The sequence below is a fragment of the Streptomyces sp. GL_141 genome, assembly GCF_057834385.1.
Genome location: NZ_CM174402.1, coordinates 8,423,311 through 8,448,126, shown reverse-complemented (window position 1 = coordinate 8,448,126; position 24,816 = coordinate 8,423,311). Strand labels below are relative to the sequence as shown.

The following is a 24,816-nucleotide window of genomic DNA, read 5'->3' as shown; positions in this document are numbered from 1 at the left end:
CGCCTGCCGCAAACTTGCGCACCGTTATTAATTTTTTGAGTGATCTGATCGCAGTTATGCGGCCATGGCGCCACAGGTTTCTAGCAGATGACGACTTTGTCAACGCTTCGCACACAGAGGGGAGTTCGGAGGGAGCGTGAGAGGGGGCTTGGGAGGGGGGTTCGAATCCCACCCGCCCTACCACGGCACAACCGCTCTGACGTGCGGAAACGTTCCCTTGGGCCGTCGCGGTCATCCCCGACCTCCAGCAGCGCAACCCGGGCCCTCGCCCCGCGGACGATGCCCCGATCCACGTGGCCCTGGACGACAAGGTCGAGCTGCCCCCTACCCGCCGCGGCCTCACCACTCAACCGGGGGAATCCTCCCGGTCACAGCGCTAGGTCGTCCTCTTCCCCACCCGTACCCATGCGGCGAACTCCTCGATGCCGTCGATGAGCACCTCGAAACGGAAGGAGTGGAAGAGGTCGAAGGCGTGCTGCCCGCCTGGGAGTTCGACGCACACGTCCGCCGCGGGGTCCGCGCCGTACGCCGTGGCGTGCTCGCGGGCCCAGGCGATGACCTTCTTCGAGTCGATCAGATGGTCCGGGTGGGAAGAAGCGGGCCGTAGACGGTAGTTGGCGCTGATGCAGACCCAGCCCTGGCTCGCGAGCCGGTAGAGCAGGGGCCGTGACTGGGTGTTCTTACGGCCTTGGTCGTAGTGGCCGCCATGGAAGTGGATCAGTACGGGGCCGCCCTCGGGGCGCGAGCGGTGATGGTGGACGTCGAGGAGGTTGCGGCGGCGCGTGGCGGTTCCGGCGCCGAGCGCCTCGTCCAGGGCGCGCCAGACCACCGGCGCCGTCCGTGTCCCGCGGCGGGCGACCACCACGAGACCGGCGGCCGCAACAGCGGCCAGAGCCACCGCCGCCCAGTCGGCAACCGTGGCGATGTCGCCCTCCACGAGGGCCTGCGTCGTCGAGGCCGTCAGCGCGTAGAGGACGACGTGCGGTATCTCGTCGAAGACCAGCCCGAGCCGGTAGCTGAAGAAGAAGAGCGGCTTCGGCCCGCGGACGCGCACCAGGCAGAACACCGTGATCAGCGCCGCCGGCACCGTGGTTGACGCATAGCCAACGGCCATCGGAACCACTCCCCCGTGACTTCGAAGTACCCCATCGGTAGACGACGAAGTCCTCGGCACAATGACTTCGGCGTCTCACTCCGAGAGGTGTTCCGGGCCTCCGAACTCCGGGCTCGTGAAGTCCGGAGGCGCGTATCCGGGACGGGGACCCTGGACAGGGGCCCCCGGGCTCGTGAAGTCGGGCCGGATGAAGCCCAGGCTGGGGACGCGTCCGGCCGCCGGCGTACGGGGGGGCGGGTACGAGCTCGGTTCGGCCAGGGCGTCGCGGAGGAACGGCACGATGCCGCGCTCCAGCAGGGCGTTGCGCCAGGCCTCCCGGGCCCGCGCCACCTCGTCGGGCACCGCCTCGGTCTCGTCCGCCACCACCACCGTCGGGCTGCCGCGGACGGCCGTGACCAGCAGTCCGATCACGGCGAAGAGCAGCGCGGCGGCCGTGAGGCCGCCCAACAGCCAGCCCGCCGTCAGCATGGTGTCGGCGAAGGCCGGTTCGGGCTCGATCGTCTTCAGGATGTAGCCCACGAGCAGGAAGATCAGCATGGCCATGCCGGCCAGGACCGGCGCGAGGACCGCGAAAACGGCGAACGCACCGGCTCCGGCCGCACCGCCTCCGGCCGCCTCGGCCACGTACGGCGCCGGTGTTTCGCGGCCGACCGGGCGCGTGCCGGCGGCCGCCGGCGGTGCCGGTGCCGGTGGGCGTACGTGCAGGCCCAGCAGCGCTGCCAGCAGGCGGCGGCCGTAGGGCATCCCGGCCCACCTCCGCGGAGCGATCGCTTGGCTGGTCCGGCGGGCTCCCGGTGCTCCGGCACCCAGGACGGCCGCGCCGAACCGCCGTCGCACAGACGGGGCAGGGTCGGACGGCGCACGCGAGGACGAGTGCACCGCGCCCGAGGGCGTGTGCGGGAACTCCACCTCACTGCGTTCTCTGCGGACCTTCACATAGTGGTCGTACTCGGCCGCTGCGGACGCCGCGAGGAGCGCGGTGGCGTTGAACGCCATGGTGCGCAGTTGCTCCGCGCTGAGCCGTTGGCCCAGGGAGGCCAGTTCCGGGCGCTCGTGGGCCGTGCGCAATGCCTCGTCGAGGAGCCGATCGAACTCCGGTCGGTCCTCGCTGAGCAGGTGCGGCGCGCTGTTCACAACCCCTCCTCCCCGATCGCCGGCCTCTGCCGCCATCGTGGCGCGCCTCGGCCGTCGAAGCCAGGGCCCGTCCCGTCGGCGGGGTCCGCGGGGACGGGAGTACCCCCGGGGCGCGTGGGACCCGGGAGCGGTGTCCCGCCCGCGGGAATGTCGCCGGACGGGGAATCCGGCGTGGTGGCGTCCGCGCTCGCGACGGCCGGCCTGGCGGGAGACGTCGGTCGCGCGCGGAACGGGGGCCCTTCCGCGGGGAGGGGAGACCGGGCCCGGTCGGCGGGGGGCGCGGCGGGCGAGGGCTCGGGCGGGGACGCGGGCGGGGGCTCCGTTCGGAGCGGAGCAGCGGGCGGGGCCGCGGCAGCTGCGGCACGGGGGGATTCTGCGGGGCCAGGGGGTTCTGCGGGGCCGGGACCGACCGGCCCACCCGCGTTCACGACACCGGCGGGCGGAGCCGCCCCGGCCTCCGTGACCGCCTCCGCCGCTCCTGCCGGCTGCCGGTCACCCGTCACCGCCTCGTTCACCGTCTGGATGCGGCTGAGTTGGGTGAGCAGGATGGGCGCCGACATCCCGACGACGAGGGCGGCGTACTCGCCGCTGATCTGTCCCGTGGTGCCGAACAGCACGGCGGCCCCGGCGCCCAACACGCCGTGCAGGGCTGCCGCGACGCTGTCGACGGCGGGGTCGAGGTACGCCCGGAACTGCGGGGGCGTTCCTTGCGCGACCCCTTCGGCGGTCGACTGCCGGTGGACGCGGCGGTCGGCCTGCCACAAAACGAACCGGGTGTACAGGTCCAAGACCCCGCGCAGCAGACCACCCGCCGTCCCCAACAGGATCAACGTCGGGACGTCCACGATCTCCCCCGGTCGACGGCGCCAAGGCCCGGCTTCGAATATCGGGCCATCGGACGAGCGTAGAGCCGCGCGCGAGCCAGGGGGAAGGAACCGACCCGATTCGGCCAACTCGCTGTCCGGTCAGGCGTCGAAGTGGCCCTCAGGTCGCCCCCGGCCCCTGTATCCGGAGTGCAGCCGAGTACGCGTACGGATGGTGCCCGGCCGTCCCCCGGGCCAGCGCCCTCGCGAACAAGAGCGGCTCCGACTGGCGGGGCAATCACGAGACGAAGCCGGCCCTGGAGCACGCCGCCATGGTCATCGCCGGAGTGCCTGCCCTCGGGGCGTGGGTCATCGCCATCCTCGCCGTGTTCGTCTCCCTCGGCCGCAGCGAGTTCGCCTTCTGAGACGTCTGGGACGGGGCACCCGGCCGGCGGCGGTGGGACGGGTCGCGTCAAGAGGTTCGGGTCACACCCCGGGCCAGCCGCGTTCCAGGTGGTCGAAGGCGGTGTCCAGGGCGCGCCGCGGGTCCGGCCGCAGGCCCGCGAGGTCGGGAATCTCCAGGACGTAGCGGGCCAGGATCCGCAGCGAATCGTCTCCGGCCGGGCGTCCGCACTCCTCGGCGATCACCCCGGCCAGGGCTTCCTCGCAGCCCGTCCACATCCGCCGGGCGTAGGCGCGCAGCGCGGGCGTGGCGACGACGAGCCGCGTCTTGAGCAGGAACTCCGGCGCCGGGTCCGGGTCGAAGGGGCCTCGGCCGGCGAAGAACGCGCGCAGGGCCGCCAGGACCGATACCCCGTCGGCCCGGCCGCGTACCGCCAGGGCCAGGGACTCCTCCCGTTCGGCACCGTCCTCCAGGATCAGCGCCTCCTTCCCGCCGGGAAAGTGCGCGAACAGGGTCGTCAGCGCCGTATCGGCGGCTTCGGCGACCTCGGCGACCTTGACCTGGTCGAAGCCCTTCTCCAGGAAGAGCCGTAGCGCGGCGTCGGCGAGGGCCTGTCGGGTTGCGGCTTTTTTGCGTTCGCGTCGCCCGGGGCCGTCCGGTTCTGCCTCTGCTTTGTCGATACGCGCCATGGAACCAGCATAGAGCCGGACCCTATCCACTCTGAAAGTGTATCGATTGCACTTTCATAGTCATTGTGTTCTTCTGGAAAGGAAGCCGACGCGCCTCACTCCCTCCCCTCTCGATCCAGGAGCCGCCATGTCTTCCGTAGCCGAAATCCGGACCCCACGAAGGACGGCTGCCTCCCTCTCCACCACCGCCTTCTGGCTGATCCTCGGGCTGGTCCTGCTCGCCGACGCCCTCGACATGATCGACTCCACGGTCACGAACATCGCCGCGCCGACGATCGTCCGGGAGATGGGCGGCGGCGAGAGCCTCATCAAGTGGCTGGGCTCCTCCTACACCCTTGCCATGGGCGTGCTCCTGGTGCTCGGGGGCCGGCTCGGCGACAAGTTCGGGCAGCGCAGGCTGTTCCTGATCGGCATGGCCGGCTTCACGGCGGCCTCCGCCGTCTGCGGGCTCTCCCCCGATCCCGCCCTCCTCATCGCGGCCCGCGTGCTCCAGGGCGCCTTCGGCGCCCTGCTCATCCCGCAGGGCATGGCGATCATGACGAGGTCGTTCTCCCGCGAGCAGCTGGGCAAGGCCTTCAACCTCTTCGGCCCGCTCCTCGGCGCGGCCACCGTCGGCGGCCCGATCCTGGCGGGCTTCCTCATCGACGCCGACCTGGCCGGCCTGTCCTGGCGCCCGGTCTTCCTGATCAACCTGGTCCTCGGCGTCTTCGGCACCTTCGCCGCCGCCCGTCTGCTCCCCCGCGACTCCGGCGACCGCTCCCTGAGCGTGGACGGCGTGGGCGCGGCGCTCCTCGGCCTCACGATGTTCGCCCTGATGTACGGCCTGATCGAGGGTTCCACCCACGGCTGGGGCGCGACGGCGCTCGGCTCGCTGACCGCCGGGCTCGTCTTCCTCGTCCTGTACGCGCGCCGTCAAAGCACCGCCGCCGAACCCCTGATCAAGCCCTCCCTCTTCCGCAACAAGGGCTTCACCTCGGGCCTGTTCGTCGGAATGCTGTACTTCGCGGTCACCAGCGGCCTGCTCTACGTGACCTCCCTGTTCATGCAGCAGGCCCTGCACTCCACCCCCGGCGACACCGCTCTCGGACTGCTGCCGCTGACCCTCGGCATCATCGCCTCGGCCGTCGCCGGCATGGCCGGTCTCACCCGCAAGCTCGGGCGCACGCTCATCCTGGCCGGCATGCTGCTCACCCTCGCGGGCGCCGGCTGGCTCCTCGCGCTCGTCCTCTCCCGCGGTACGGACCTCACCCTGTGGACGATGGCCCCGGCCGTCTTCGTCACCGGTCTCGGCATGGGCGCCTGCTTCGGCACCCTCTTCGACATCACCCTCGGCGACGTGTCGGCCGAGGAGGCCGGCAGCGCGGGCGGCTCCCTCACCGCCGTCCAGCAGATCGCCAACGGCATCGGCTCCGCCGTCGTCACCACCGTCTACCTCCACTCCGGCGCCCCGGCCCACGCCATGGCCGTCAGCCTCGGCGCCGTCCTGGCCGTCACCGCCGCCTGTCTCCCGGCCCTGCGGCTGCTGCCCCGCGCCGCGCACGCGGAACCCGCCGTCCACGGCGCCTGACCCCCACGTCACCGGCCCACGTCACCGAGCCGAGCCCACGTCACCACCCCACTCCCCCCGAACCCGAGCTCACCCGAGGAGCACCACCATGACCACCCACCACCCCCTCGCGATCATCGGCGCCGGACTCGGCGGCCTCACACTGGCCCGCGTCCTGCACCTGCACGGGATCGAGGCGGCCGTCTTCGACCTCGACACCTCACGCACCGCCCGCGACCAGGGCGGCATGCTCGATCTGCACGAGGAATCCGGCCAGGCCGCCCTGCGCGCGGCCGGACTCCACGAGGGCTTCCGCGCGCTCGTGCTCCCCGGCGGCCAGGCCATGCGGATCCTCGACGGCCGCGCGGCCGTCCACCTCGAACACGCCGACGCGCAGGACGACGAGGACCGCGGCCGTCCCGAGGTGCACCGTGCCGCGCTGCGCGACCTCCTCCTCGACTCGCTCCCCGCGGGCACGGTCCGCTGGGGGTCCAAGGCCACCGGAGTACGGGCCCTCGGCGACGGCCGCCACGAGGTGACGCTCACCGACGGCTCCGCCTTCACCACCGGGCTGCTCGTCGGCGCCGACGGCGCCTGGTCCAAGGTCCGCCCGCTGGTCTCCCCCGCCGTGCCGCGGTACTGCGGGCTCTCCTTCGTCGAGGCGCACCTGTACGAGGCCGATGCCCGCCACCCCGGGAGCGCGTCCCTGGTCGGCGGCGGCATGATGTTCGCGCTCGGCGAGGGACAGGGCCTGCTCGCCCACCGGGAACCGGCGGGCACCCTGCACGTCTACGCCGCCCTGCGGACGGCCGAGCGGTGGGCGACGGCCGGCTCCACCCCTGCTCGGGAGGCCGTCCTGGAGCGGTTCGCCGACTGGGACCCGCGGCTGCGCGCGCTCGTCGCCGGGAGCGACACCCCGCTCGTGGCCCGGCCCGTCCACGCGCTTCCCGTCGGCCACCGCTGGACCCGCACTCCCGGGGTGACCCTGCTGGGCGACGCGGCGCACCTGATGTCCCCCTTCGCCGGGGAGGGCGCCAACCTGGCCATGCTCGACGGAGCCGAGCTCGCCGCGGCCCTCGCGGCCCGTCCCGGGGATCCGGAGGGCGCCCTCGCCACCTACGAGGAGGCGCTGTTCCCGCGCTCCGAGGCCGCGGCCGCCGAGTCCGCGGACAATCTCGAGCTCTGCTTCGGCGCCGACGCGCCCCTGGGGCTGGTGGAGCGGATGGCCTCCTACGCGGGCTGAGCCCGGCCCGCCGGCCGCGGCCCCGGGGCAAGGCGGACCACCGCCGCGCGCCCGGCGCTCCGCAGCCCGATCTCGCCCGGGCCCGTGACCTGGGCGGCGTCGTACGGGCCCAGTTCCGCGGAGCCCGTCAGTTCCACGGAGCCCGTCAGTTCGGCGGTCCCTTCCAGGGCCACGACCAGCAGGCTCTCGCCGGGCCGTACGGCGAGCGCGAGGTCTCCCCGTACGACGGCGGTGTCGGCGCTCACCACGCCCCGGCGGTACATCACGTTGAAGTTCACCACCGGCCCGGCCAGCAGCCGGCAGTCGGTCGGCTCGTCCCCGGGGAACCGCTGGGGCTCGTACCGCCGGTCCACGAGGCGTCGTACGCCGCCGATCGCGAGGTCCATGCCGGCGCCCTCCGCGAGGGTGAGCGTGCGGTCGACGCCGGGGAACACGGAGAAGGCGCCGTCGGCGGTGACTTCCGCAAGGCTCACCCGCCAGCCGAAATCGTCCATGCCCGCGCCGTCCGGCCCGGCGGCGATCTCGCGGGTGACTCCCCCGCCGTTCTTCCACCGCGCCGCCGGCCGGTCGGCCGCCCGCAGGATCCGGATCACTGCTTCGCTGGTCATGGCACCCTTCCGGGCCCGGGGAGATCCTTCCCGGGCCCGGTCGAGCCTATCCGGGCGCCCCCGGCCGACGGTGCGGGACGTCCAGGGGCAGGTCGAACCGGAGGAACGCTCAGCCCACCGTGAGGTCGTCCCCGTAGACCGGGCCCTGGCCGTACCAGCCGTGCAGGTAGACGGTGGTCGTGCCGGAGGGGCCGGTGGTGAACGGGCCCGTGAGCTTGGTCCAGCCGGTGGAGCTGGTGACCACCGAGGCGCCGCTGGACCAATCACTGGTCAAGGATGCGGTCTCTTGAACGGGTAAAGCCGTCCCCGGGTCCCGCCGCGTGCGCGGCTGGACCCGGGGACGGCCCGGTGGTGGAGTCGCACCGGCGATGCGGTGCGGTGCGGACGGATCAGGCGTCGGCCTTCGCGGCCGACGGTACGGGGGTCTTCGCGGCGGACTCCGCGGCGGCCGGCGCCGCCGGGCCTCCCGCGGCCGCCGGGGTGGCGGCACCCATGGCGGTCGTCCGCGGCCCGTGCGCCCCGCGCAGGCCGATGCCGCTGATGACCGCGACCAGGCCGAAGGCCACCGCGCCGATGACGAAGGTGAGGGTGAAGCCGGACTCGGCCGGCAGGGCGGGAACTCCCGCCGGGAGGTGTTCGATCGTCTTCGAGGCCAGGATGGTGGTCACGATGGCGCTGCCGATCGCGCTGCCCGTGGAGCGGGAGATCGAGTTGATGCCGTTGGCGATGCCGCTCTGGTGGTGCGGGACGCTCGCCATGATCACGGCCGGCATGGCCGCGTAGCCGAAGCTGACGGCCGCGCCGACGACGAGGCCCGCGCCGATCACCGAGGCGCTGTGGCCGTGGTCCAGGGCCAGCCAGCCGAAGCCGGCGGCGCCGAGGCCGGCGGCCACCGCCAGTGCGGCGCGCGGACCGCGGTGGCGGACCAGCTGGCCGCCGATCGGCGAGGCGAGCAGCGAGACGATCGCGCCGGGGAGCAGGAACTCCACGGAGGCGCGCAGGATGGAGGCGTCGAAGCCGTAGCCGGTCAGGGCCTTGGGCATCTGGACGAGGTAGGAGACGCCCAGGAAGTTCGCGAACATGCCGAAGCCGACGAGGATGCCGGCCAGGTTGGCCATCAGGACCGGGCGGTGGACGAACATCCGCATGTCCACGAGGGGCTCGCGGACCTTGAGCTCGGTGAACACCCAGACGGCGGTCATGACGACGGCGCCCGCGAAGCTGCCCAGCGTGCGGCCGGAGGCCCAGCCCCACTCGTGGCCCTGGGAGATCGGCAGCAGGAGCAGCAGCAGGGCGATGCCCAGGGTGAGCGCGCCGAGGAAGTCCGTGCGGCCGCCGGTCTTGTGCCGGGTCGCCGGAACCAGGAAGACGACGGCGAGCAGCGCGAGCACGGCGAAGCCGGTGGCCATCCAGAAGGCGTTGCGGTAGTCGGCGTCGCTGCCGGAGGTCAGCAGGCCGGTGGCGACGAGCGCGAGGCCGCTGCCGAACGCGAGGGTGCCGCTGACCAGGGCCATCGCTCCGGGGAGCTTCTGCGGGCGGACCTCCTCGCGCAGCACGGAGAGGGCGAGCGGGAAGATCGCGGTGGCGGCGCCCTGCAGGACGCGGCCGAGGAGGAGCAGGGGCAGCGAGGACGCCAGCGCCGCGATGACCGAGCCCACGACCATGACGCCGAGTACGGCCACCAGCGTCGGCTTCTTGCCGTGCTGGTCGCCGAAGCGGCCCAGGAGCGGGGTGAAGACGGCGGCGGACAGCAGGGTGGCGGTGGTCACCCAGCTGACGTTGGCGGTGGTGGTGCCGAGATCGCTGCGGATCAGGCCCAGGATCGGGACCGGCAGCGTCTGCATCATCGACACGACCATGGCGGCCAGGCTCAGGGCGAAGACGATGACCGTCTCGTTCCGGTGGCCGCCGGCCCGGGTGGTGGCGGTGGGAGTGGTGCTCATGGCAGGGAAGACCTTCTCAGTGCTTCAGATCGCAGATGTTTGACGTCATCAAGTACTTCGACTCCAGCAGACGGTAGACCTCAATAGTTAAGGTGGTCAAGTAAAAGGTTGCCCATGTAAAGCATCTTGAGTAGGCTCCGGGCATGAGCGCCACCACCCCCCACGCCGTCCCGACCAAGCTGGAGCTCCTGGAGCTGCTCGCCGCGATCGGCACCGCCCAGTGGCGCGATTTCGCGGGCGCCGCCGCCCACCACGGCCTCACCTCCACCCAGGCGAAGGTCCTCGCCCAGCTGAACGGCCCGCTGCCGATGCGCGGCCTCGCCACCCTGCTGGTCTGCGACGCCTCGAACGTGACCGGCATCGTGGACCGGCTGGAGGCCCGCGAGCTGGTCCGCCGCGAGCCCGATCCCGCCGACCGGCGCGTCAAGAACGTCGTGGCCACGGACGCGGGCCGCGAGGTGATCCGCCGGGTGCGCGAGGAGATGCAGGCCACGCACGGCGCCCTCGACGTCCTGGACGACACCGAGCGCGCGACCCTCCACGCCCTGCTGGAGCGACTGCGCCCGACCCTGGAGAAGGACGCCTGAGACTCCCCCGACGCGGCTCCGCAGCCGGTTCGAGGCCACTGGGCCCGAACGCGTTGGCCAGGGGAAACGCCACCTGACAGACTGCAACGGCTTCAGAACATTCCAGGAGGACGCATGTCAGAAGAATCAGACACCCCGCAGAACGAATCGCCGGCCGAGGAGGCCAAGCGGAAGTTCAAGGAGGCCCTGGAGCGGAACGCCGCCAATGCCCAGTCGCAGCAGGCACACCAGAGCCGGGCGAAGATCCAGGGCGCCGGCGGCAACCCCGGGGGCAAGAACAAGAAGGTCCGTCGCAAGACCGGCTGACCCCGGCGGCGTCGCGTTGCCGCGACACCGCCCGCCGGCCCCACCCGGATCCGGGACCCGCACACGGTCCGGATCCGGGCGGGGGCGGCACACCCGCCCCGCGCGCACAGCGCGAACCCGGGGCGCACGCGTGCGTCCACACGCGGGGCAGGGGATCCGCCCGCCCGTCGCTCCCGCCGCCGTTCGGTCAATCGGCCGACGCCGGACCGCACCTGTGGAGTGCAAGGTTGGGCCACTCGGGTGATGGGTGATAACCCCCGGTGTCCACGGCAGTTGAGCAGCTCGTCCCGCCGAGGGCAGCTATCTCATGCGACAGTGCGACAGAAGAAGGATCCCCCACATGCTCAAGAAGTTCATGGCCACCGCAGCCGCCACCGCCGCCGTTCTGGGTGCCGGTGCCGCCGTAGCCTCCCCGGCGATGGCGATCGGCAACGACAACGGCGTCAACACGGTCAACGGCAACGAGTCCTCGCAGCTCTACGGCAACCAGGAGACCAAGGGCGCGATGAGCCCGCAGATGGCGGCCATCCAGGGCTCCCTGAACAAGCTCTGCGTCGGCCTGCCCGCGAAGGTCAACGCCCAGTCGATCCTGGCGCTGGTCAACGTCGGCGTGCAGGACATCCCGATCGCGTCCAACCCGCAGAACCAGCAGTGTGCCGAGAACTCCACCCAGGCCAAGGGCGACGAGACGGCCTCGCACATCCTGGACAACATCCCGGTCCTCTCCGGCAACGTCTCCGCCGGTAGCTGACCCGCGACCCCCACAACACGGCGCCGGTGCACTGCCCTTCGGGGCGGCGCACCGGCGCTGCGTTTTGGTCTAGACCTTGACAGGTCCAGACCATCCTCGCTTCAGTGGGCACAGCTGTCCGTTGCCACATCCCCGTTGCCCCCCACGGCAACACGGCAACTCCCCCCACTGAAGGAGAACTTCCGTGAAGCGCACCCTGCACCGCCGCGCCCTCTCGCTGGCCGCCACCGCGGCCGTCACCCTCGGCCTCGCGATCGCCCTCCCCTCCTCCCCCGCCGCCGCCGCTCCCGCCTGCGTCGGCGCGTGGGCGACCTCGGCCGTCTACACCGGCGGCGCGACCGCCTCGTACGGCGGGCACAACTGGCTGGCCAAGTGGTGGACCCAGGGCGAGACCCCCGGCACCACCGGCCAGTGGGGCGTCTGGTCCGACCAGGGCGTCTGCGGAGGCGGCGGGACCCCGAACCCGGACCCGACCACCCCCAACCCGTCCGGATTCGTGGTCAGCGAGGCCCAGTTCAACCAGATGTTCCCGAACCGGAACCCCTTCTACACCTACAACGGCCTGGTAGCGGCCCTGTCCGCCTACCCCGGCTTCGCCACCACCGGTGACGACACCGTCAAGCGGCGCGAAGCTGCTGCCTTCCTGGCCAACGTCTCGCACGAGACCGGTGGGCTGGTGCACATAGTCGAGCAGAACACCGCCAACTACCCGCACTACTGCGACACCAGCCAGTCCTACGGCTGTCCCGCCGGGCAGGCCGCCTACTACGGGCGCGGGCCCATCCAGTTGAGCTGGAACTTCAACTACAAGGCGGCCGGCGACGCCCTGGGCATCAACCTCCTGGCCAACCCCTACCTGGTGGAGCAGGACCCGGCCGTCGCGATGAAGACGGCGCTCTGGTACTGGAACACGCAGAACGGCCCGGGCACGATGACCGCCCACGCCGCCATGGTGAACGGCGCCGGCTTCGGCGAGACCATCCGCTCCATCAACGGCGCCCTGGAGTGCAACGGCGGCAACCCGGCGCAGGTGCAGAGCCGGATCAACTCCTACCAGAGCTTCACGCAGATCCTCGGCGTGACCCCGGGGAACAACCTGAGCTGCTAGTCAGCGCAGCCGCAGCATGGTGGCCAGCTGGGCCCGGGACCGGACGTCGAGCTTCTGGTAGATCCGGGTCAGCCGGGCCTCCACGGTCTTCACGCTGACGAAGAGCTTCGCGGCCGCCTCCTGGTTGCTGGCGCCCTGGGCCACCAGCACCGCGAGGCGGGTCTCCGCCTCCGTGAGGGCGGCCAGGGGCCGGGCCCCGCCGCCGCCCTCACTGCCCGACGCGGACGGGGACGGGGACGGCTCCCGCGCGAGCTCGGCCCACGGGGTGGCGCCCGCCCGGGCGAAGGCCTCGGCGGCCGCCGCCAGGGCGGCGCGGGCGGGTGCGCGCCGCCGGCGGCGGCGTTCCACCCGGGCGAGGGCCAGCAGCGTACGGGCCCGCTCCAGGGGCAGTTCGAGGTCCGCGAAGCGCTCCGCGGTGTCCTCCAGCAGGGCGACGGCCGCCTCGGCCTCGCCGTGCGCGGACAGGCACAGCCCCCGGGCCCGGTCGAGGGCGGCGATCACGCTGGTGCGACCGAGTGCGACGGCCGTCGTACGGACGCGGGCCTGCAGCTCGGCGGCCTCGTCGGGCGCGTCGGCGGCGACCAGGGCCTCTGCCAGCTCTCCGTGCCAGCGCAGGATCGAGGGATCGACCACCTGCTGGGCGGCCTCCAGTTCGGCCACCCGGCGCAGGGTGGCGACGGCCTTCGCGGCTTCGCCCGTGGCCAGCTCGACCAGGCCGAGCACGTACAGGCCGCGGGACAGGAAGATCTGGTCGTGCTCCTCCTCGGAGGCCTGGATGCCGCGCCGGGCATATCCGGCGGCGCGCGGGAAGCCGCCGCCCACGGCCTCGGCCATCGCGGCGACGTACCAGGCGGGGCCGGGTGAGAGGCCCGCCTCCACCGTCAGCCGCAGGGCGTCGCGGGCGTGCGCCGTGGCCGCCGCGCACCTGCCCCGGCGCAGTTCCACCTCGGTGAGGCTGCGCAGCACTTCGAAGACGTCCTCGGCGGATCCGGTGCGCCGCACCGCGGGCAGCAGGACGAGGAGCTGGCGTCCGGCGTCGGCGAGCCGGTCGTCGAAGAGGGCGTGACGGACGGCGAGGTACTGCGGGGCGTTGCGCATGCCGAGCGGTACCTCGGGGGCGGGCAGGGCGAGTGCCTCGGCGAGGATCTCCTCGGCGTCCGTATCGCCGAGGATGCGGCCCATCCGGGCCCGCACCGTCAGCGCCATGGCCTCGGCGACCTGGTCGCCGCCGCTGCGGGCCAGTACGCCTGCCTGCGCGGCGGCGTCGCGGGAGCGGACGGGGTCCCCGTCGCTGAGGTTGTGCTTCCAGGCGAGCCGCAGCCGGATGGCGGCCTCCAGCGCGGGGTCGCCCTCGGCGTCGGCCGCGGCGTGCGCGAAGGTTTCGTCGAGGGAGCCGAGGGCCTGGCCCTCGGCGTCGATCACGGCGAGGCGGGCCCGCACCCGGTCCGCGGGCGAGGCGTCGCGGGCGAGTACGGCGCGGGTGGCGCGGCGGGCGAGGTCGGCGCGGCCGGCCCAGCCCGCGTCCTCGGCGGCGCCGACGAGCCGGGCGAGTTCCTCGGCAGGGAGGTGGCCGGGGGTCCGGTCGGCCGCGAGCAGGCCGAGTTCGGCGGCCAGCGCCCGCTGCCCACGGCGCCGGCAGGCGGCGGCGGCCTCGGTGACCTCGGCGGCGAGCGCCTCGTCGGGGGCGTCCACGGCCAGCGCGCGGTGGCGTACGGCCTGGACCGGGTCGTCCACGGCGGCGGCCAGGGCGGCGTGTCCGGCGGCGCGTTCGGGCCAGCCCGCGTCGGCGGCCAGCGCGGTCGGCAGGGCCCCGGCGGTGAACCGGATCGTGCCGTCCTCCTCCACGGTGAGCAGGGCGGCCCGCTCGGCCACGGCGAGCTCGGCCTCCGCGTCGGGGCGCCCCGCCCGCCGCAGCAGCGCGGTGGTGGGGCGGGCGGCGAGGGCGGCGAACAGCAGGGTGCGCCGGGCCTGGGCGGGGACGACGCCGAGCAGTCGGCGGGCCACCTCGCGGGCCTGCCCGGAGACGGGCAGCGGATCGGCGTGGTGGGCGCCGCCCGCGCGGGAGTCGGCGGCTTCGGCGAGGGAGTGGCCCAGCGCCAGGGCGAGGCGCGGGTTGCCTCCGCTGGCCTGGTGGATGCGGCCGGCGAGTCGGGCCGGGAGCCCGCGGCGCACCAGGAGTTCGGCGACCTCGTCGGTGCCGAGGGGAGGCACCCGTATCTGGGGGGTGTCCGGTCCGCAGAGGGGCTCGCAGAGCGGGGCTCCGCCCTGGACGCACTCGGCGGCGATGACCCGTACCCGCGGCGGGGTCAGCCGCAGGGCGAAGCGGAGCAGGTCGATGCTCTCCGCGTCGATCCACTGGGCGTTGTCGAGGGCGAGCAGGACGGGTCCGCGGGCGGCGAGGGTGCGCAGGACCTCGACGACGGCGAGGCGCAGGGCGACGTGGTCCCGGCCGGCCCGTGGCGCGTCGGTTTCGCGGCGCAGGAGGGCGATGGCGGTGCGCTGCGGTCCGGAGAGGCTGTCCAGCGCGGTGGCGGGGACGGAGGCGAGGAGGGCGGCGGCGGATGCTTCGGGTATCCACCGGTCGGCGGCTCCGGGGGCGAGGCGCAGTACGGTCCCGTGGCGCAGGGCGGCGGCCTCGGTGAGGGCGCGCAGCACCTCGGTCTTGCCGGCGCCCGCGGGGCCGGTGAGCAGGGCGCGTCCGTGCGTGGTCAGCGCGCGGTCGACCGCCTTGATCAGTTCGCCGTGTCCGACGGTCGGGTGTCCTACGGTCGTGTCAGCGTTCCCCGTCGCCACCACCACGCACAGCCACCAGCCTCTCGCTTGCCCGTCCCTGTGCCCTTCCTGTGAGACGCGACAATACGAGGTCGGATGCCCGGCGGGCCCGGATTGTGACGCAGATTCCAGTCACGTGACAGGAAAACCCGCCCGACCTGCCGATACGTGGGGTATCGGCAGGCCCGGCGGGCTCGTTTGGTCCGTACTATCGCACCGTCAGGGGTGGTTCGGGTACGAGCGGAACCGGACTCAGAAGGTCAGGTTCCAGGAGTCGATCTTTCCGGTGTCGCCGCCCGCGTTGTCGTTGACGCGCAGCTTCCAGGTGCCGTTCGCGACCTCGGAGGAGGCGTTGACGGTGTAGACCTGGTTGATGTTGTCGGCGCTGCCGCCGGTCCGGTTGTGCACCGTGTAGACGGTGCCGTCGGGGGCGACCAGGTCGACCTTGAGGTCACCGATGTAGGTGTGGACGATGTTCACGCCGACCTTGAGGGTGGCCGGGGCGTTGCCGGTGACACCGGTGACGGTGACCGGGCTCTCCACGGTGGTGTTGTCACCGATCGCGAAGTCCGTGGTGTTCTCGAAGCCCGGGGTGGGCGGCGTCGAGGTCACGGCGGCGACGGCAGCGGCGGCGTCGGCGAGGCCGGTGCCGCAGCCGCCGGTGCAGGTGCCGGCCAGCGGGCGGGCGTTCGTCTTGATCGCGGACTCGATCTGGGCCGGGGTCAGCGCGGAGTTCGCCGACTTCAGCAGGGCGGCGAGGCCCGCGACGTGCGGGGCGGCCATGCTGGTGCCCTGGTAGGGCTCGTAGTTCTCGGCGCCGGGGGTGGTGGCGCCGGTATTCAGGGTGGACCAGATGCCGTTCTCGGGCGTGGTGATGGTACCGGGCGTGTCGGTGGCGCGGCGGGTCTCACCGCCCGGGGCGGCAACGTCGATGATCGCGCCGTAGTTCGAGTAGAAGGAGCGGTCGCCGGTGCGGTTGCTGGCGGCGACGTTGATCACGTTGTTGCAGCTGGCGGGCGAGAAGCCGGCCGCGTCGGAGTTGCTGTTGCCGGCGGCGACGACGACGGTCGTGCCACGGCCGACGGCGGCGTTGATCGCGTTCTGGTACGTGGCGGTGCAGGCACCGGAGCCGCCGAGGCTCATGTTGATGACCTTGGCCGGGGTGGCGTTGGCCGGGATGCCCGCGACGGTGCCGCCGGAGGCCCAGGTGATGGCGTCGACGATGTCCGAGGTGGCACCGCCGCACTTGCCGAGCACGCGGACGGGCTGGATCTTCGCGCCGTAGGCGATGCCGGCGATGCCCTTGGCGTTGCTCGTGGCGGCGGCGATCGTGCCGGCGACATGGGTGCCGTGCCAGGAGGAGTCACTGGCCTTGGAGCCGGTGCCGCACTCGCCGGCCGCGCTCCAGTCACCCTGGTCGGCGGGGTTGTTGTCGCGGCCGTTGCCGTCACGGGCGGCGGTGGAGCTGGCGATGAAGTCGTAGCCCGCGACCACGTTGGCGGCCAGGTCGGAGTGGGCGACGTAGCCGGTGTCGATCACGGCGACCGTGACGCCGGAACCGGTGGTCTTGTCCCAGGCCGCCGGAACGTTCATGCCCGCGGTGGGCTCGAAGAGGTCCCACTGCCTGGCGTACTCGGTGTCGTTGGGGGTGACGGCGAGTGCGTAGGCGCGGGAGTCGGCCTCGACGTAGGCGACGTCGGGGTCGGCACGGAACTGGGCCATGACGGCGGCCGCGTCGGCCGGGGCGCCGAGGGTGACGAGGGCGGCTCCGGTGCCGAGGCGGCGCTCGAAGGTGGCCTTCTTCGAGGCCTTCTTGCCCTTCGCCGCCACGTCGGCGGCGGCGGCGGAGTTGGAGCCGGCCTCCGCGGCCGAAGTCTTGTAGCCGACGATGAGGTTCTCGACGGGGGCCGCGGCGGTGGGGGCGCCGGAAGCCGGGAGGGTCGAGGCGGGGGCGGGATCCGCGGCGGACAGCGCCAGGGAGGTGGTGGCGGAGCCGGCGAGCAGGGTGACGGACATCGCCACCACGGATATGAGCCTGCGTCGTCTGGATGCGTGCACGGTGTTCCCTTTCGCGGGCCGCCACAGAACGCGCCGGGGCGGCCGGTTGGTGCAGTGTGGGAGGTTGACCGGCGGCCGCGGAGCCGGAACGGGCTGGTCAAGCCCGCCCGGCCACCGCTGCTGCACACCACGTCGTCGCCCGCCGCAGCGTCGGGGCTGGGCAACAGTGGCACCGGAGACGGACCGACTTCCCAGCTTCACGCCATGTGGGGTGGGCGCGGGGGCTGTTCGGTACGGGGAGGATCGCCGGTGGGCAGACAGTAGGCAAAGCGGGGATGAACGCGATACGGGGAAAACCCTTGTCCGCACCCTGCCGGGCCCCCCGTAGGGTGGCCGGAACCCGACGAACCCGCCGGCAAACGGTCGTCCGGGGCGGGGAGATGAGGAGGTCAGGGCGTGGGAGAGCTCCATCCGCCGGTCGAGCCCTACGACAAGGGGATGCTCGACGTCGGCGACGGGAACGTCATCTACTGGGAGGTATGCGGCAATCCGGACGGCAAGCCCGCCCTCGTGGTCCACGGCGGTCCGGGGTCGGGGTGCACCGAGAGCGCCCGCCGGCTCTTCGATCCGGCACGCTACCGGGTCGTCCTGTTCGACCAGCGCGGCTGCGGCCGCAGCACCCCGCACGCGAGCGATCCGGCCACCGACATGCGGCACAACACCACCGGGCACCTGGTCTCCGACATGGAGCGGCTGCGCGAGCACCTCGGCATCGACCGCTGGCTGCTGTACGGCGGCTCGTGGGGCTCCACCCTGATCCTGGCCTACGCCGAGCGGCACCCGGAGCGGGTCTCCGAGATCGTCATCGCGGCCGTCACCACCACCCGGCGCTCGGAGATCGACTGGCTGTACCGCGGCGTAGGCCGGTACTTCCCCGAGCAGTGGGAGCGGTTCGTCGCCGGATCCGGTGGCACCGCGCGCGACGGCGACCTCGTCGGCGCCTACGCGCGCCTGGCGGCCGATCCCGACGAGGCGGTACGGGCGAAGGCCACGGCGGACTGGTGCGCCTGGGAGGACGCGGTGCTGTCCGGGGAGACGAAGGGCGCTTCCCAGCCGTACACCGGCCGGCCGCCGGCGGCCCGGCTCGCCCTCGTCCGCATCTGCTCGCACTACTTCTCGCACGGCGCGTGGCTGGAGGAGGGCGAGCTGCTGCGCGGGGCCCACCGGCTGGCCGGGATCCCGGGCGTCCTGATCCACGGCCGGCTCGACATGGGAAGCCCCCTCGGCACGGCCTGGGAACTGGCCCGTGGCTGGCCCGGCGCGGAGTTGACCGTGGTGGAGGAGGCGGGCCACCTGGGCGGAGCGGCCACCCTCGACCACGTGCTCGGCGCCCTCGACCGGTTCGCGGCCGACGGCTGAGAGCCCGGGCGGGTCCGGACGGCGGGGCGGGTCAGGACGGCGGGTTGAGCTTGCGGAAGTACGTCCAGCTGGTCTCGTTCGGCTCCGTCCACTTCTCGGGGGCCTGGGCGAACTCGGGGTGTCGGGCCGCGATGTACGCGCGGGTCCGCTCCGGGACCTCCGCGTAGGAGGCGAGTTTGCGGCCCCGGCAGTGGAAGGTGAGCCCGCCGGGGCGCGGGCCCTGTTCCATCCAGGGGAGCCAGGGCGACATCCGGGTCCAGGACATGGTGGACGGGACGCTGGGCGCGTCGGTGGCGAGGACCGAGGCGGGGGCGAAGAACTGGAACAGCTCCAGGGCCCGGTAGGTGTCGTCGGCCGAGTTCGCCGGGTACTGCGCGACGGGCAGCGGGGAGGGGTAGGCGAGCGGGATCTCCAGGCTGAAGCAGACCTCGTCGCCCAGTTCGGTCATGGGGACGGGGAAGGGACGCCACTTCTGGTTCGCGGGGTCGTTCCAGACGTGGACCACGGGCTTGTCCTCCCAGGTCTCCAGGATCTCCCGGGTCAGCGGGTCCAGGTAGAACGCGGCCTCACGGGTGAGCAGCTGATACGTCCCCGGCGCCCCGTCCTCCACCAGCCGGGCCACGTTGAGGCCTTCGAAGCCGAAGAGGCGCCGGTACGGCTCTCCGGGGGCCCAGGCGTGGACGTCGCCGGTCCACCAGAAGGTGACCTCGGATCCGTCGAGGGAGGCGCGGGTACGGGCGAGGGCCCGCAGGAGCTCATCGGGTGTCATACCGGGCCACTTTGCGCGGTCGGCCCGTACCGGGCAAGGACCGGACCGGCCGTGCGGGCACCGGCGGGCGGAAATTCCTTTCCGCCGGCCGGTGCGGTCGATCTAGCATGCGGCCCATGCCATCGACAGTTCGACTCCTGATCCTCATCACCACCCTCCCGGGCCGCGGCCGGGAGCAGATCGAGGCCTACGAGCGCCTCGCGCCGGCCGTGCGGGCCGAGGAGGGTTGCATTCGCTACGACATGCACCAAGTGAGCGGTGACCCGGACCGGTTCGCCCTGATCGAGGAGTGGTCCTCGCGGGCGGCCCTCGCCGCGCACGACGTCACCCCGCACATGATCGAGGCGGACGCGGCGAGCCCCGCGTTCCGTGCGGGGCCCGCGGAGGTGATCGAGCTCGACGCGGCGCCGCTGGCCTGAGGATCCCGGGCCCGATGCCCGCCGGCCGGAGGATCAGCCGACGGGGGCGCCGCCTGCGCCACCCGCACCGCCCGTGCCGCCCGCACCACCCGCGCCGAGCAGCTCGATCTCGCGGGCCGCGCGCGGGGAGTGCACGCCCCGGTTGAGGGCTTCGGCGTACCGCAGTTCGGCGGTGGCCTCCCGCTCCCGGCCGCCCTGCCGGTACAGCCGGGCCCGCTCCACGTGGGTGAGCATGATCGCGCGTTCCTGCTGGGCGGGGCGGGAGGCCAGCGAGGCGTCCAGGGCGGCGTGGGCCGCGGGATGGTCCCCGAGCAGCCCGAGCACCACCGCGCGCTTGAACTCCATAGCGGCCGGACGGTACACGTGGAACGGATCCGGCTCGCCCGCCATGGCGCCCTGCGCCCGGTCGGCGGCCTCCAGCCAGGCGAGGGCCTCCACCCGGTGCCCGAGGGCCGCGTGCACCTGGGCCGCCTGGGCGGCCACGAAGGCCCGTACGGCGTCGGGGGCGCGCGGGGCGATCTCCAGCGCCCGGCGTACGTAGGAGAGTGCGACGGCCGGCTGGTTCTGGTCGAGGGCGTCCTGGCTGAGCATGCGCAGGGCGATCGCCTGGGTGGAGAGTTCCCCCGCCAGCTCCGCGAGGGAAGCGGCCCGGATCAGGGTCCGCCGCGCCTCGGCGAAGGAGCACTGGTCGGCGTAACTGCGGGCCAGGAGCAGCACCGTGCGCGCCGCGTGCCCGATCTCCAGGGCGGACAGGGACCCTTCGTCCCCGGTGGCGGTGAGGGCCGTACGGAAGGTGCTCTGGAGGTACGCGAGGAGTACGGGCGCGGTGGCGTCCCCGCCGAGGGCGTCGACCTGGCCGGTGAAGAAGTTCTCGGCGGCCCGGCGCAGTTCGGTGTGGGACAGGGCGGGCACCTGGCCGGCATCGGGCCCGGCACCGGGCGGGGCCGCGGCGCGGTCGCGCTGTTCGGGGACCCGGTGGGCCTCGCCGCTCCGGGGCCTGCGGTGCGGGTGCAGTCCGGGCACGGTGGCGAGGAGCTCCGCCGCCAGGGCGTGGAGTCCGGGACCCGGGTCGTGGCCGGAGGGGTCAGAGGGGCTGGAGGAGCCGGAGAGGCCGGCGCCCGAACGGTCCGCGGCGCAGCGGTCGTGCATGCCGATGTCGGCCGGGCCCACGGGCCGGTTCAGCCGGGCGGCGAGGATCTCGCAGAGGAGGCCCGGGACGGGGTCGCGCGGGGTGCTGCCGCGCAGCCAGTGGGCGACCGAGGTGCGGTCGTAGCCGGTGGTGAGGCCGACCGCCTGCGCGCTCGTGTTGATCCGCCGGGCCAGGGCTTCGTAGGTCCAGCCGGTTTCCCTGATCAGGCGGTGCAGGAGGTGGTTGGCAGCGGGCACGGCGGTGGTCCTTCCTTGCGATGCGGGTCGCTCGAGAAGGTTGCTTTGCCGTAGGAACGGCCAAACGGGGGCAAAGGTTGCGGGCCCGGGGCCGCGGGGCCCGTGCGTGCGGCGCCTCCCACGGATCGGGGCGTCCCGGCCGGCCGGTGACCGCCCTGCGGACGCCCGGTTGACGCAGGCGGGGGTGGGCGGCAACCGTGACCCGCATGGGGAACGAACGCCGACTGCTCACGCTGCTGATCTGCCTGGTGCTGGGCTCCGGGCTGACCGCCGCCGTGCTGGGGGCCGCGCGTGCGGGCGGGCCCGGTGCGCCGGCGGCCGGGACCGGTCCCGTGCCCGCCGACTTCGTGGACTTCCGGGAGGTGCCGCCCGGGCCCGCCGAGCCGCCCGCCGCCGGTCCGCAGGCCTCCGGGGGCCGGGTGTCGGTGGATTGCGGCCGCAACGCGGAGGGCCACTACAACGAGGACAACCTGGTCGTCTCCCCGGGGCTGCGCGCCGGCGCCCACCACACGCACGGCTACGTCGGGAACCTGTCCACGGACGCCTTCTCCACGGACGCCTCCCTGGAGGCGGCCGCCACCAGCTGCGCGGGCGGGGACCGTTCCACGTACTACTGGCCGGTGCTGCGCCGCACCGACCGGCCCGGCGACCGGCCGCACGAGGGGTCCGCGGGCCACGGGAACGCTGGCACGATCCTGCCGGAGGCGGCGGTGTCGGTGGAGTTCCTCGGCAGTCCGGTGAGCAAGGTGGTGGCGATGCCCCGGTTCCTGCACGCCATGACCGGGGACGCGGTGGCCCTCACCGCGGACTCCGACGAGGACGTGCGGGCCCGCTGGGGCTGTTCGGGCTCCCCCGACCGGTCCACCACCCGCTATCCGCGCTGTCCCGAGGGCGAGCGCCTCACCCGTACGCTCACCTTCCCGAGCTGCTGGAACGGCCTGGACACCACCAGCTCCGGGCACCGTGCGCACCTGCGCTTCCCGGCGGAGAACGGGGTCTGCCCGCAGGACACCTTCCCCGTACCGCGCTTGCGGATCTCCCTCGCCTACGAGGTTCCCGCGGGGGCGCCCATCGCCCTCGACTCCTTCCCGGAGCAGCGGCACAGCCCGAAGACGGACCACGGGATGTTCGTGAACGTGATGACCGGCCCGCGGATGGACGAGGTCGTGGACTGCCTCAACCAGGGCCGCAACTGCCGGACCTGAGCGGGCCCGCCCGCCACGGACGCCCGGGTGACGCAGGTCACGTGAACCCGGTGCCCCTGGGTGGCGTGTTGTGACCGCACCACGTAAGCGAGGAAGACGGAGAGGGTGAGATGGCCGGACCACTGTGGCCCCGCACTCGGCGGGGCTCGACCGACGAGGCACTGATCAAGTCCGTGTACGAAGAGCACGGTCACGCCCTGCTCGCGTACGCGACCCGGCTGACCGGGGACCGGGCCGCGGCCGAGGACATCGTCCAGGAGACCCTGATCAGGGCCTGGCGCCACTCCGAGGTCCTGGTGAACGGGAAGGGTTCCGTACGCGGCTGGCTGCTCACGGTGGCCCGCAACATCGTCACCGACCGGTACCGGGCGAAGGCGGCCCGGCCGCCGGAGGTGTCCGGATCTCCGGCGCATCCGCCGGTGGAGGCGGACCACGCCGACGCGGTCGTGGACACGATGACCGTGCTGGGCGCCCTGGACCAGCTGTCACCGGAACACCGGGACGTGCTGACGGAGTTGTACTACCGACAGCAGAGCGTCGCCGAGGCCGCGGACACCCTGGGCATCCCGGCCGGCACGGTGAAATCGCGCTCGCACTACGCGCTCAAGGCGCTCAGAGAAGTCTTCAGGGAAAGCACGCGCACGGGCGGCCCGTCTCCGCGGCCCGGCGGACTGCAGGAGGTGGTGGCATGAACGGGCAGCGGCACGAGGAGGAACTGCTCGGCCCGTACGTTCTCGGCGTCTTGGACGACGCGGAGGTCCGCCGGGTCGAGGAACACGTGGACGGCTGCGTGCAGTGCCGTCAGGAGGTGACGGCTTTGCGCGAGATGGAGACGGCGCTGGGCGAGGTGCCCCCCGAGGCGTTCCTCGACGGTCCGCCGCAGGGCGGTGACCTGCTGCTCCAGCGCACCCTGCGCCAGATGCGCCAGGAGGTCGACGGGGCGCGCCGGCGCCGGACCGCCTTCACGGGACTGGCCGTTGCGGCCTCGCTGACCGCCGTCTTCTGGGCCGGTACGCAGCTGGGCGGCGGGAGCACCGCGGTCGAGGCCCGGCCGCAGCCGACGGTCTCGGCCCAGCCTTCGCCGCCCGTGGCGGGGACCAAGGTGGCCTCCGCGACGGATGCGGGCACGGGCGCGCGGATGACCGTACAGGTGACGCCCGCGGCCAAGTGGGTAAGGGTGCACGCGGCGGTGACGGGGATCCCGGCGGGCGAGCGCTGCCGGATCGTCGTGGTCTCCCGGGACGGCACGCGCACCACGGCGGGCGGCTGGGTGGTGGGCTCCGCGGAGCACGGTGAGGGCAAGGGCGCGGCGCTGGACGGCTCGGCGGCGGTGGACCCGGCGGACGTCCGGGCGGTGCTGGTGGAGAACGAGTCGGGCACGGCGTTCGTCTCGGTACCGGTGCCCGCGTAGGGCGATCCGGCGCCGCGGCGATCGGGCGCCGCGCCGCGCTGGTCACGCAACGTGACGGAGCCCGGGAGCATGTCCAGCTCCCGGGCTCCAGCTTGCCACCCATTTGCGCACACCGGCGGCGTTTAAGATCCGCGGGTCATATTGAGATCGACGTGTTCTGCCTTTGAACTACAGCGGCACGAGAGAGCCGCCGAGGGGACTTGAACCCCCATCCGTCGATGTTCGCCCGCGCTCGGTCGATCCGGTGTTCGGCGGCGAATACTGAGACTGGAGCGAGAATCTGAGTTTGACGGGGCCGCCTCTGCCGGACTTGGGCCACCCCCGCACGTGTGCGGGGAGAGGGATTCGAACCCCCACCTGACACCCCTCGATCAGCTTCAACATCAGTTTCAGCTTGCGCTCATCGCGCACCCCCCGCTCGCGACGGGGGGCGAATGTGGGGCTACCCGAAGAGGTAGCCGAATACCGCGTCGCCGATCCGCTGGTCGGTGACCTCGGTGTTGTTCGCCTCTTCCCGGGCGAACTTGACGGACTGCTGGAGCTTCTCGACCCGGTCGAGGAGCTCGTTGACCCGGCGGGCGGGCAGCGCTCCGGAGAACTTCACGGTGGTCCAGTAACCGACCGCCACGTCCTCGTAGTACACCTCGACCTGTGCCGGGTGCTTCTCCGTGGCCTCGGCCTTCACGTGGTTGCGCGGGACCTTCTTCGTGCGGATGGTCCGCACCGGGTCCGTCTTCCACGCGTCCGTCGAGGGGTCCGGGCTCCACGACTCGGAGGCGTCGAGCACCGGCAGCTTGCGCACGAAGGTGTGCAGGTCGGTGAGCTGCTTCTCCAGGAACAGCAGGTACGGGACGGGCACCTGGGGCAGCAGGACCCTGCCGTCGACCACCACGTCCGCGACGGCGGACCGGTTCGCCCAGTCCTTCGTCGCGGTCACGTCGAAGAGCCGGGTGAGCGTCGAGGCGGTCGCCCGCAGGGCGTCCTCGGCCTTGATCTGGACCCGGGTGGACTCGGGCGGGAGCTGCTCGCCCTCCTCGTCCTTGGGCTGGTAGGTCCGGGAGATGCCGGCCAGCAGGGCGGGCTTCTGCACGTCCTGGTGAGCCTGGGTGAGCTCCTGGAGGGCCTTGGACTTGACGCCCTTTTCGACTGCGATGATCTGATTCAGCTTCGGCACACCGTGAACCTAACAACCGTGCCCCGTA

The 24,816-nt window shown here is 72.9% G+C and carries 22 protein-coding genes; 11 read left to right on the top strand and 11 right to left on the bottom strand.

The window, feature by feature from the left end:
- Window positions 1–376 precede the first annotated feature (376 nt).
- The 3 genes from AC3IX6_RS37525 to AC3IX6_RS37515 all read right to left on the bottom strand — a co-directional run bounded on the left by AC3IX6_RS37525 (window position 377) and on the right by AC3IX6_RS37515 (window position 4,143).
- Entirely contained in the window at window positions 377–1,114 is a 738-nt protein-coding gene (locus AC3IX6_RS37525; RefSeq protein ID WP_489367774.1) for an alpha/beta hydrolase, read from the bottom strand.
- 75 nt (window positions 1,115–1,189) lie between these two features.
- On the bottom strand, window positions 1,190–2,248 hold the full coding sequence (locus AC3IX6_RS37520) for a hypothetical protein (RefSeq protein WP_489367773.1): 1,059 nt from the start codon (window positions 2,246–2,248) through the stop codon (window positions 1,190–1,192).
- Between the two features lie 1,289 nt (window positions 2,249–3,537).
- Entirely contained in the window at window positions 3,538–4,143 is a 606-nt protein-coding gene (locus AC3IX6_RS37515) for a TetR/AcrR family transcriptional regulator (protein ID WP_489367772.1), read from the bottom strand.
- A 127-nt stretch (window positions 4,144–4,270) separates the two neighbouring features.
- On the opposite strand from AC3IX6_RS37515, the gene AC3IX6_RS37510 reads away from it, so the two are divergent.
- Both AC3IX6_RS37510 and AC3IX6_RS37505 read left to right on the top strand, forming a co-directional pair.
- Entirely contained in the window at window positions 4,271–5,710 is a 1,440-nt protein-coding gene (locus AC3IX6_RS37510; RefSeq protein WP_489367771.1) for an MFS transporter, read from the top strand.
- An 88-nt stretch (window positions 5,711–5,798) separates the two neighbouring features.
- Complete coding sequence (locus AC3IX6_RS37505) at window positions 5,799–6,932, top strand: FAD-dependent oxidoreductase (RefSeq protein ID WP_489367770.1); 1,134 nt, start codon at window positions 5,799–5,801, stop codon at window positions 6,930–6,932.
- On the opposite strand, the gene AC3IX6_RS37500 is transcribed toward AC3IX6_RS37505, so the two are convergent.
- The 3 genes from AC3IX6_RS37500 to AC3IX6_RS37490 all read right to left on the bottom strand — a co-directional run bounded on the left by AC3IX6_RS37500 (window position 6,920) and on the right by AC3IX6_RS37490 (window position 9,483).
- Window positions 6,920–7,540, bottom strand: a complete 621-nt coding sequence (locus AC3IX6_RS37500; RefSeq protein ID WP_489367769.1) for a HutD/Ves family protein — start codon at window positions 7,538–7,540, stop codon at window positions 6,920–6,922. The two genes, AC3IX6_RS37505 and AC3IX6_RS37500, sit on opposite strands and share 13 nt — an antisense overlap.
- A 109-nt stretch (window positions 7,541–7,649) precedes the next feature.
- Complete coding sequence (locus tag AC3IX6_RS37495) at window positions 7,650–7,814, bottom strand: hypothetical protein (RefSeq protein WP_489367768.1); 165 nt, start codon at window positions 7,812–7,814, stop codon at window positions 7,650–7,652.
- A 115-nt stretch (window positions 7,815–7,929) separates the two neighbouring features.
- Window positions 7,930–9,483 (bottom strand): MFS transporter, encoded by a 1,554-nt coding sequence (locus AC3IX6_RS37490; RefSeq protein WP_489367767.1) that lies wholly within the window; start codon window positions 9,481–9,483, stop codon window positions 7,930–7,932.
- A 143-nt stretch (window positions 9,484–9,626) separates the two neighbouring features.
- Between AC3IX6_RS37490 and AC3IX6_RS37485 the strand changes: the two genes are divergently transcribed.
- The 4 genes from AC3IX6_RS37485 to AC3IX6_RS37470 all read left to right on the top strand — a co-directional run bounded on the left by AC3IX6_RS37485 (window position 9,627) and on the right by AC3IX6_RS37470 (window position 12,235).
- The gene (locus tag AC3IX6_RS37485) at window positions 9,627–10,070 is read left to right on the top strand and encodes a MarR family winged helix-turn-helix transcriptional regulator (RefSeq protein WP_266875140.1); all 444 of its coding nucleotides are present in this window, start codon (window positions 9,627–9,629) and stop codon (window positions 10,068–10,070) included.
- A 114-nt stretch (window positions 10,071–10,184) separates the two neighbouring features.
- Entirely contained in the window at window positions 10,185–10,376 is a 192-nt protein-coding gene (locus AC3IX6_RS37480; protein ID WP_243333056.1) for a DUF5302 domain-containing protein, read from the top strand.
- A gap of 340 nt (window positions 10,377–10,716) precedes the next feature.
- Window positions 10,717–11,127 (top strand): rodlin, encoded by a 411-nt coding sequence (locus AC3IX6_RS37475; RefSeq protein ID WP_489367765.1) that lies wholly within the window; start codon window positions 10,717–10,719, stop codon window positions 11,125–11,127.
- A gap of 196 nt (window positions 11,128–11,323) precedes the next feature.
- Window positions 11,324–12,235, top strand: a complete 912-nt coding sequence (locus AC3IX6_RS37470; protein ID WP_489371679.1) for a glycoside hydrolase family 19 protein — start codon at window positions 11,324–11,326, stop codon at window positions 12,233–12,235.
- On the opposite strand, the gene AC3IX6_RS37465 is transcribed toward AC3IX6_RS37470, so the two are convergent.
- Both AC3IX6_RS37465 and AC3IX6_RS37460 read right to left on the bottom strand, forming a co-directional pair.
- Window positions 12,236–15,034, bottom strand: coding sequence for a helix-turn-helix transcriptional regulator (locus AC3IX6_RS37465; protein WP_489367764.1), 2,799 nt, complete (start codon window positions 15,032–15,034; stop codon window positions 12,236–12,238).
- 225 nt (window positions 15,035–15,259) lie between these two features.
- Window positions 15,260–17,023, bottom strand: a complete 1,764-nt coding sequence (locus tag AC3IX6_RS37460; RefSeq protein WP_489371678.1) for a S8 family serine peptidase — start codon at window positions 17,021–17,023, stop codon at window positions 15,260–15,262.
- A 480-nt stretch (window positions 17,024–17,503) separates the two neighbouring features.
- Here AC3IX6_RS37460 and pip point away from each other — a divergent pair, with 480 nt between their 5' ends.
- A complete protein-coding gene (gene pip, locus AC3IX6_RS37455) occupies window positions 17,504–18,424 on the top strand; it encodes a prolyl aminopeptidase (RefSeq protein WP_489371677.1) in 921 nt (306 codons plus the stop codon).
- A 31-nt stretch (window positions 18,425–18,455) separates the two neighbouring features.
- Here the strand turns inward: pip and AC3IX6_RS37450 are convergent, their stop codons facing one another.
- Window positions 18,456–19,193: a DUF1838 family protein gene (locus AC3IX6_RS37450; RefSeq protein WP_489367763.1), complete on the bottom strand. Its 738-nt coding sequence runs from the start codon at window positions 19,191–19,193 to the stop codon at window positions 18,456–18,458.
- Between the two features lie 116 nt (window positions 19,194–19,309).
- Between AC3IX6_RS37450 and AC3IX6_RS37445 the strand changes: the two genes are divergently transcribed.
- Window positions 19,310–19,612, top strand: a complete 303-nt coding sequence (locus AC3IX6_RS37445; protein WP_489367762.1) for a putative quinol monooxygenase — start codon at window positions 19,310–19,312, stop codon at window positions 19,610–19,612.
- Between the two features lie 33 nt (window positions 19,613–19,645).
- Here the strand turns inward: AC3IX6_RS37445 and AC3IX6_RS37440 are convergent, their stop codons facing one another.
- Window positions 19,646–20,998, bottom strand: a complete 1,353-nt coding sequence (locus AC3IX6_RS37440; RefSeq protein WP_489367761.1) for an NsdA family TPR-like regulatory protein — start codon at window positions 20,996–20,998, stop codon at window positions 19,646–19,648.
- Window positions 20,999–21,204: 206 nt separating this feature from the next.
- Between AC3IX6_RS37440 and AC3IX6_RS37435 the strand changes: the two genes are divergently transcribed.
- From AC3IX6_RS37435 to AC3IX6_RS37425, 3 genes are all read left to right on the top strand, one after another.
- Window positions 21,205–22,203, top strand: coding sequence for a DUF1996 domain-containing protein (locus tag AC3IX6_RS37435; RefSeq protein ID WP_489367760.1), 999 nt, complete (start codon window positions 21,205–21,207; stop codon window positions 22,201–22,203).
- Between the two features lie 110 nt (window positions 22,204–22,313).
- The gene (locus tag AC3IX6_RS37430) at window positions 22,314–22,895 is read left to right on the top strand and encodes a sigma-70 family RNA polymerase sigma factor (protein WP_250743242.1); all 582 of its coding nucleotides are present in this window, start codon (window positions 22,314–22,316) and stop codon (window positions 22,893–22,895) included.
- The gene (locus AC3IX6_RS37425; protein WP_489367759.1) at window positions 22,892–23,614 is read left to right on the top strand and encodes a zf-HC2 domain-containing protein; all 723 of its coding nucleotides are present in this window, start codon (window positions 22,892–22,894) and stop codon (window positions 23,612–23,614) included. The genes AC3IX6_RS37430 and AC3IX6_RS37425 overlap by 4 nt, the downstream gene beginning before the upstream one ends.
- A gap of 442 nt (window positions 23,615–24,056) precedes the next feature.
- Here the strand turns inward: AC3IX6_RS37425 and AC3IX6_RS37420 are convergent, their stop codons facing one another.
- Window positions 24,057–24,788, bottom strand: a complete 732-nt coding sequence (locus AC3IX6_RS37420) for a DUF7873 family protein (protein WP_489367758.1) — start codon at window positions 24,786–24,788, stop codon at window positions 24,057–24,059.
- Between the last annotated feature and the right edge of the window lie 28 nt (window positions 24,789–24,816).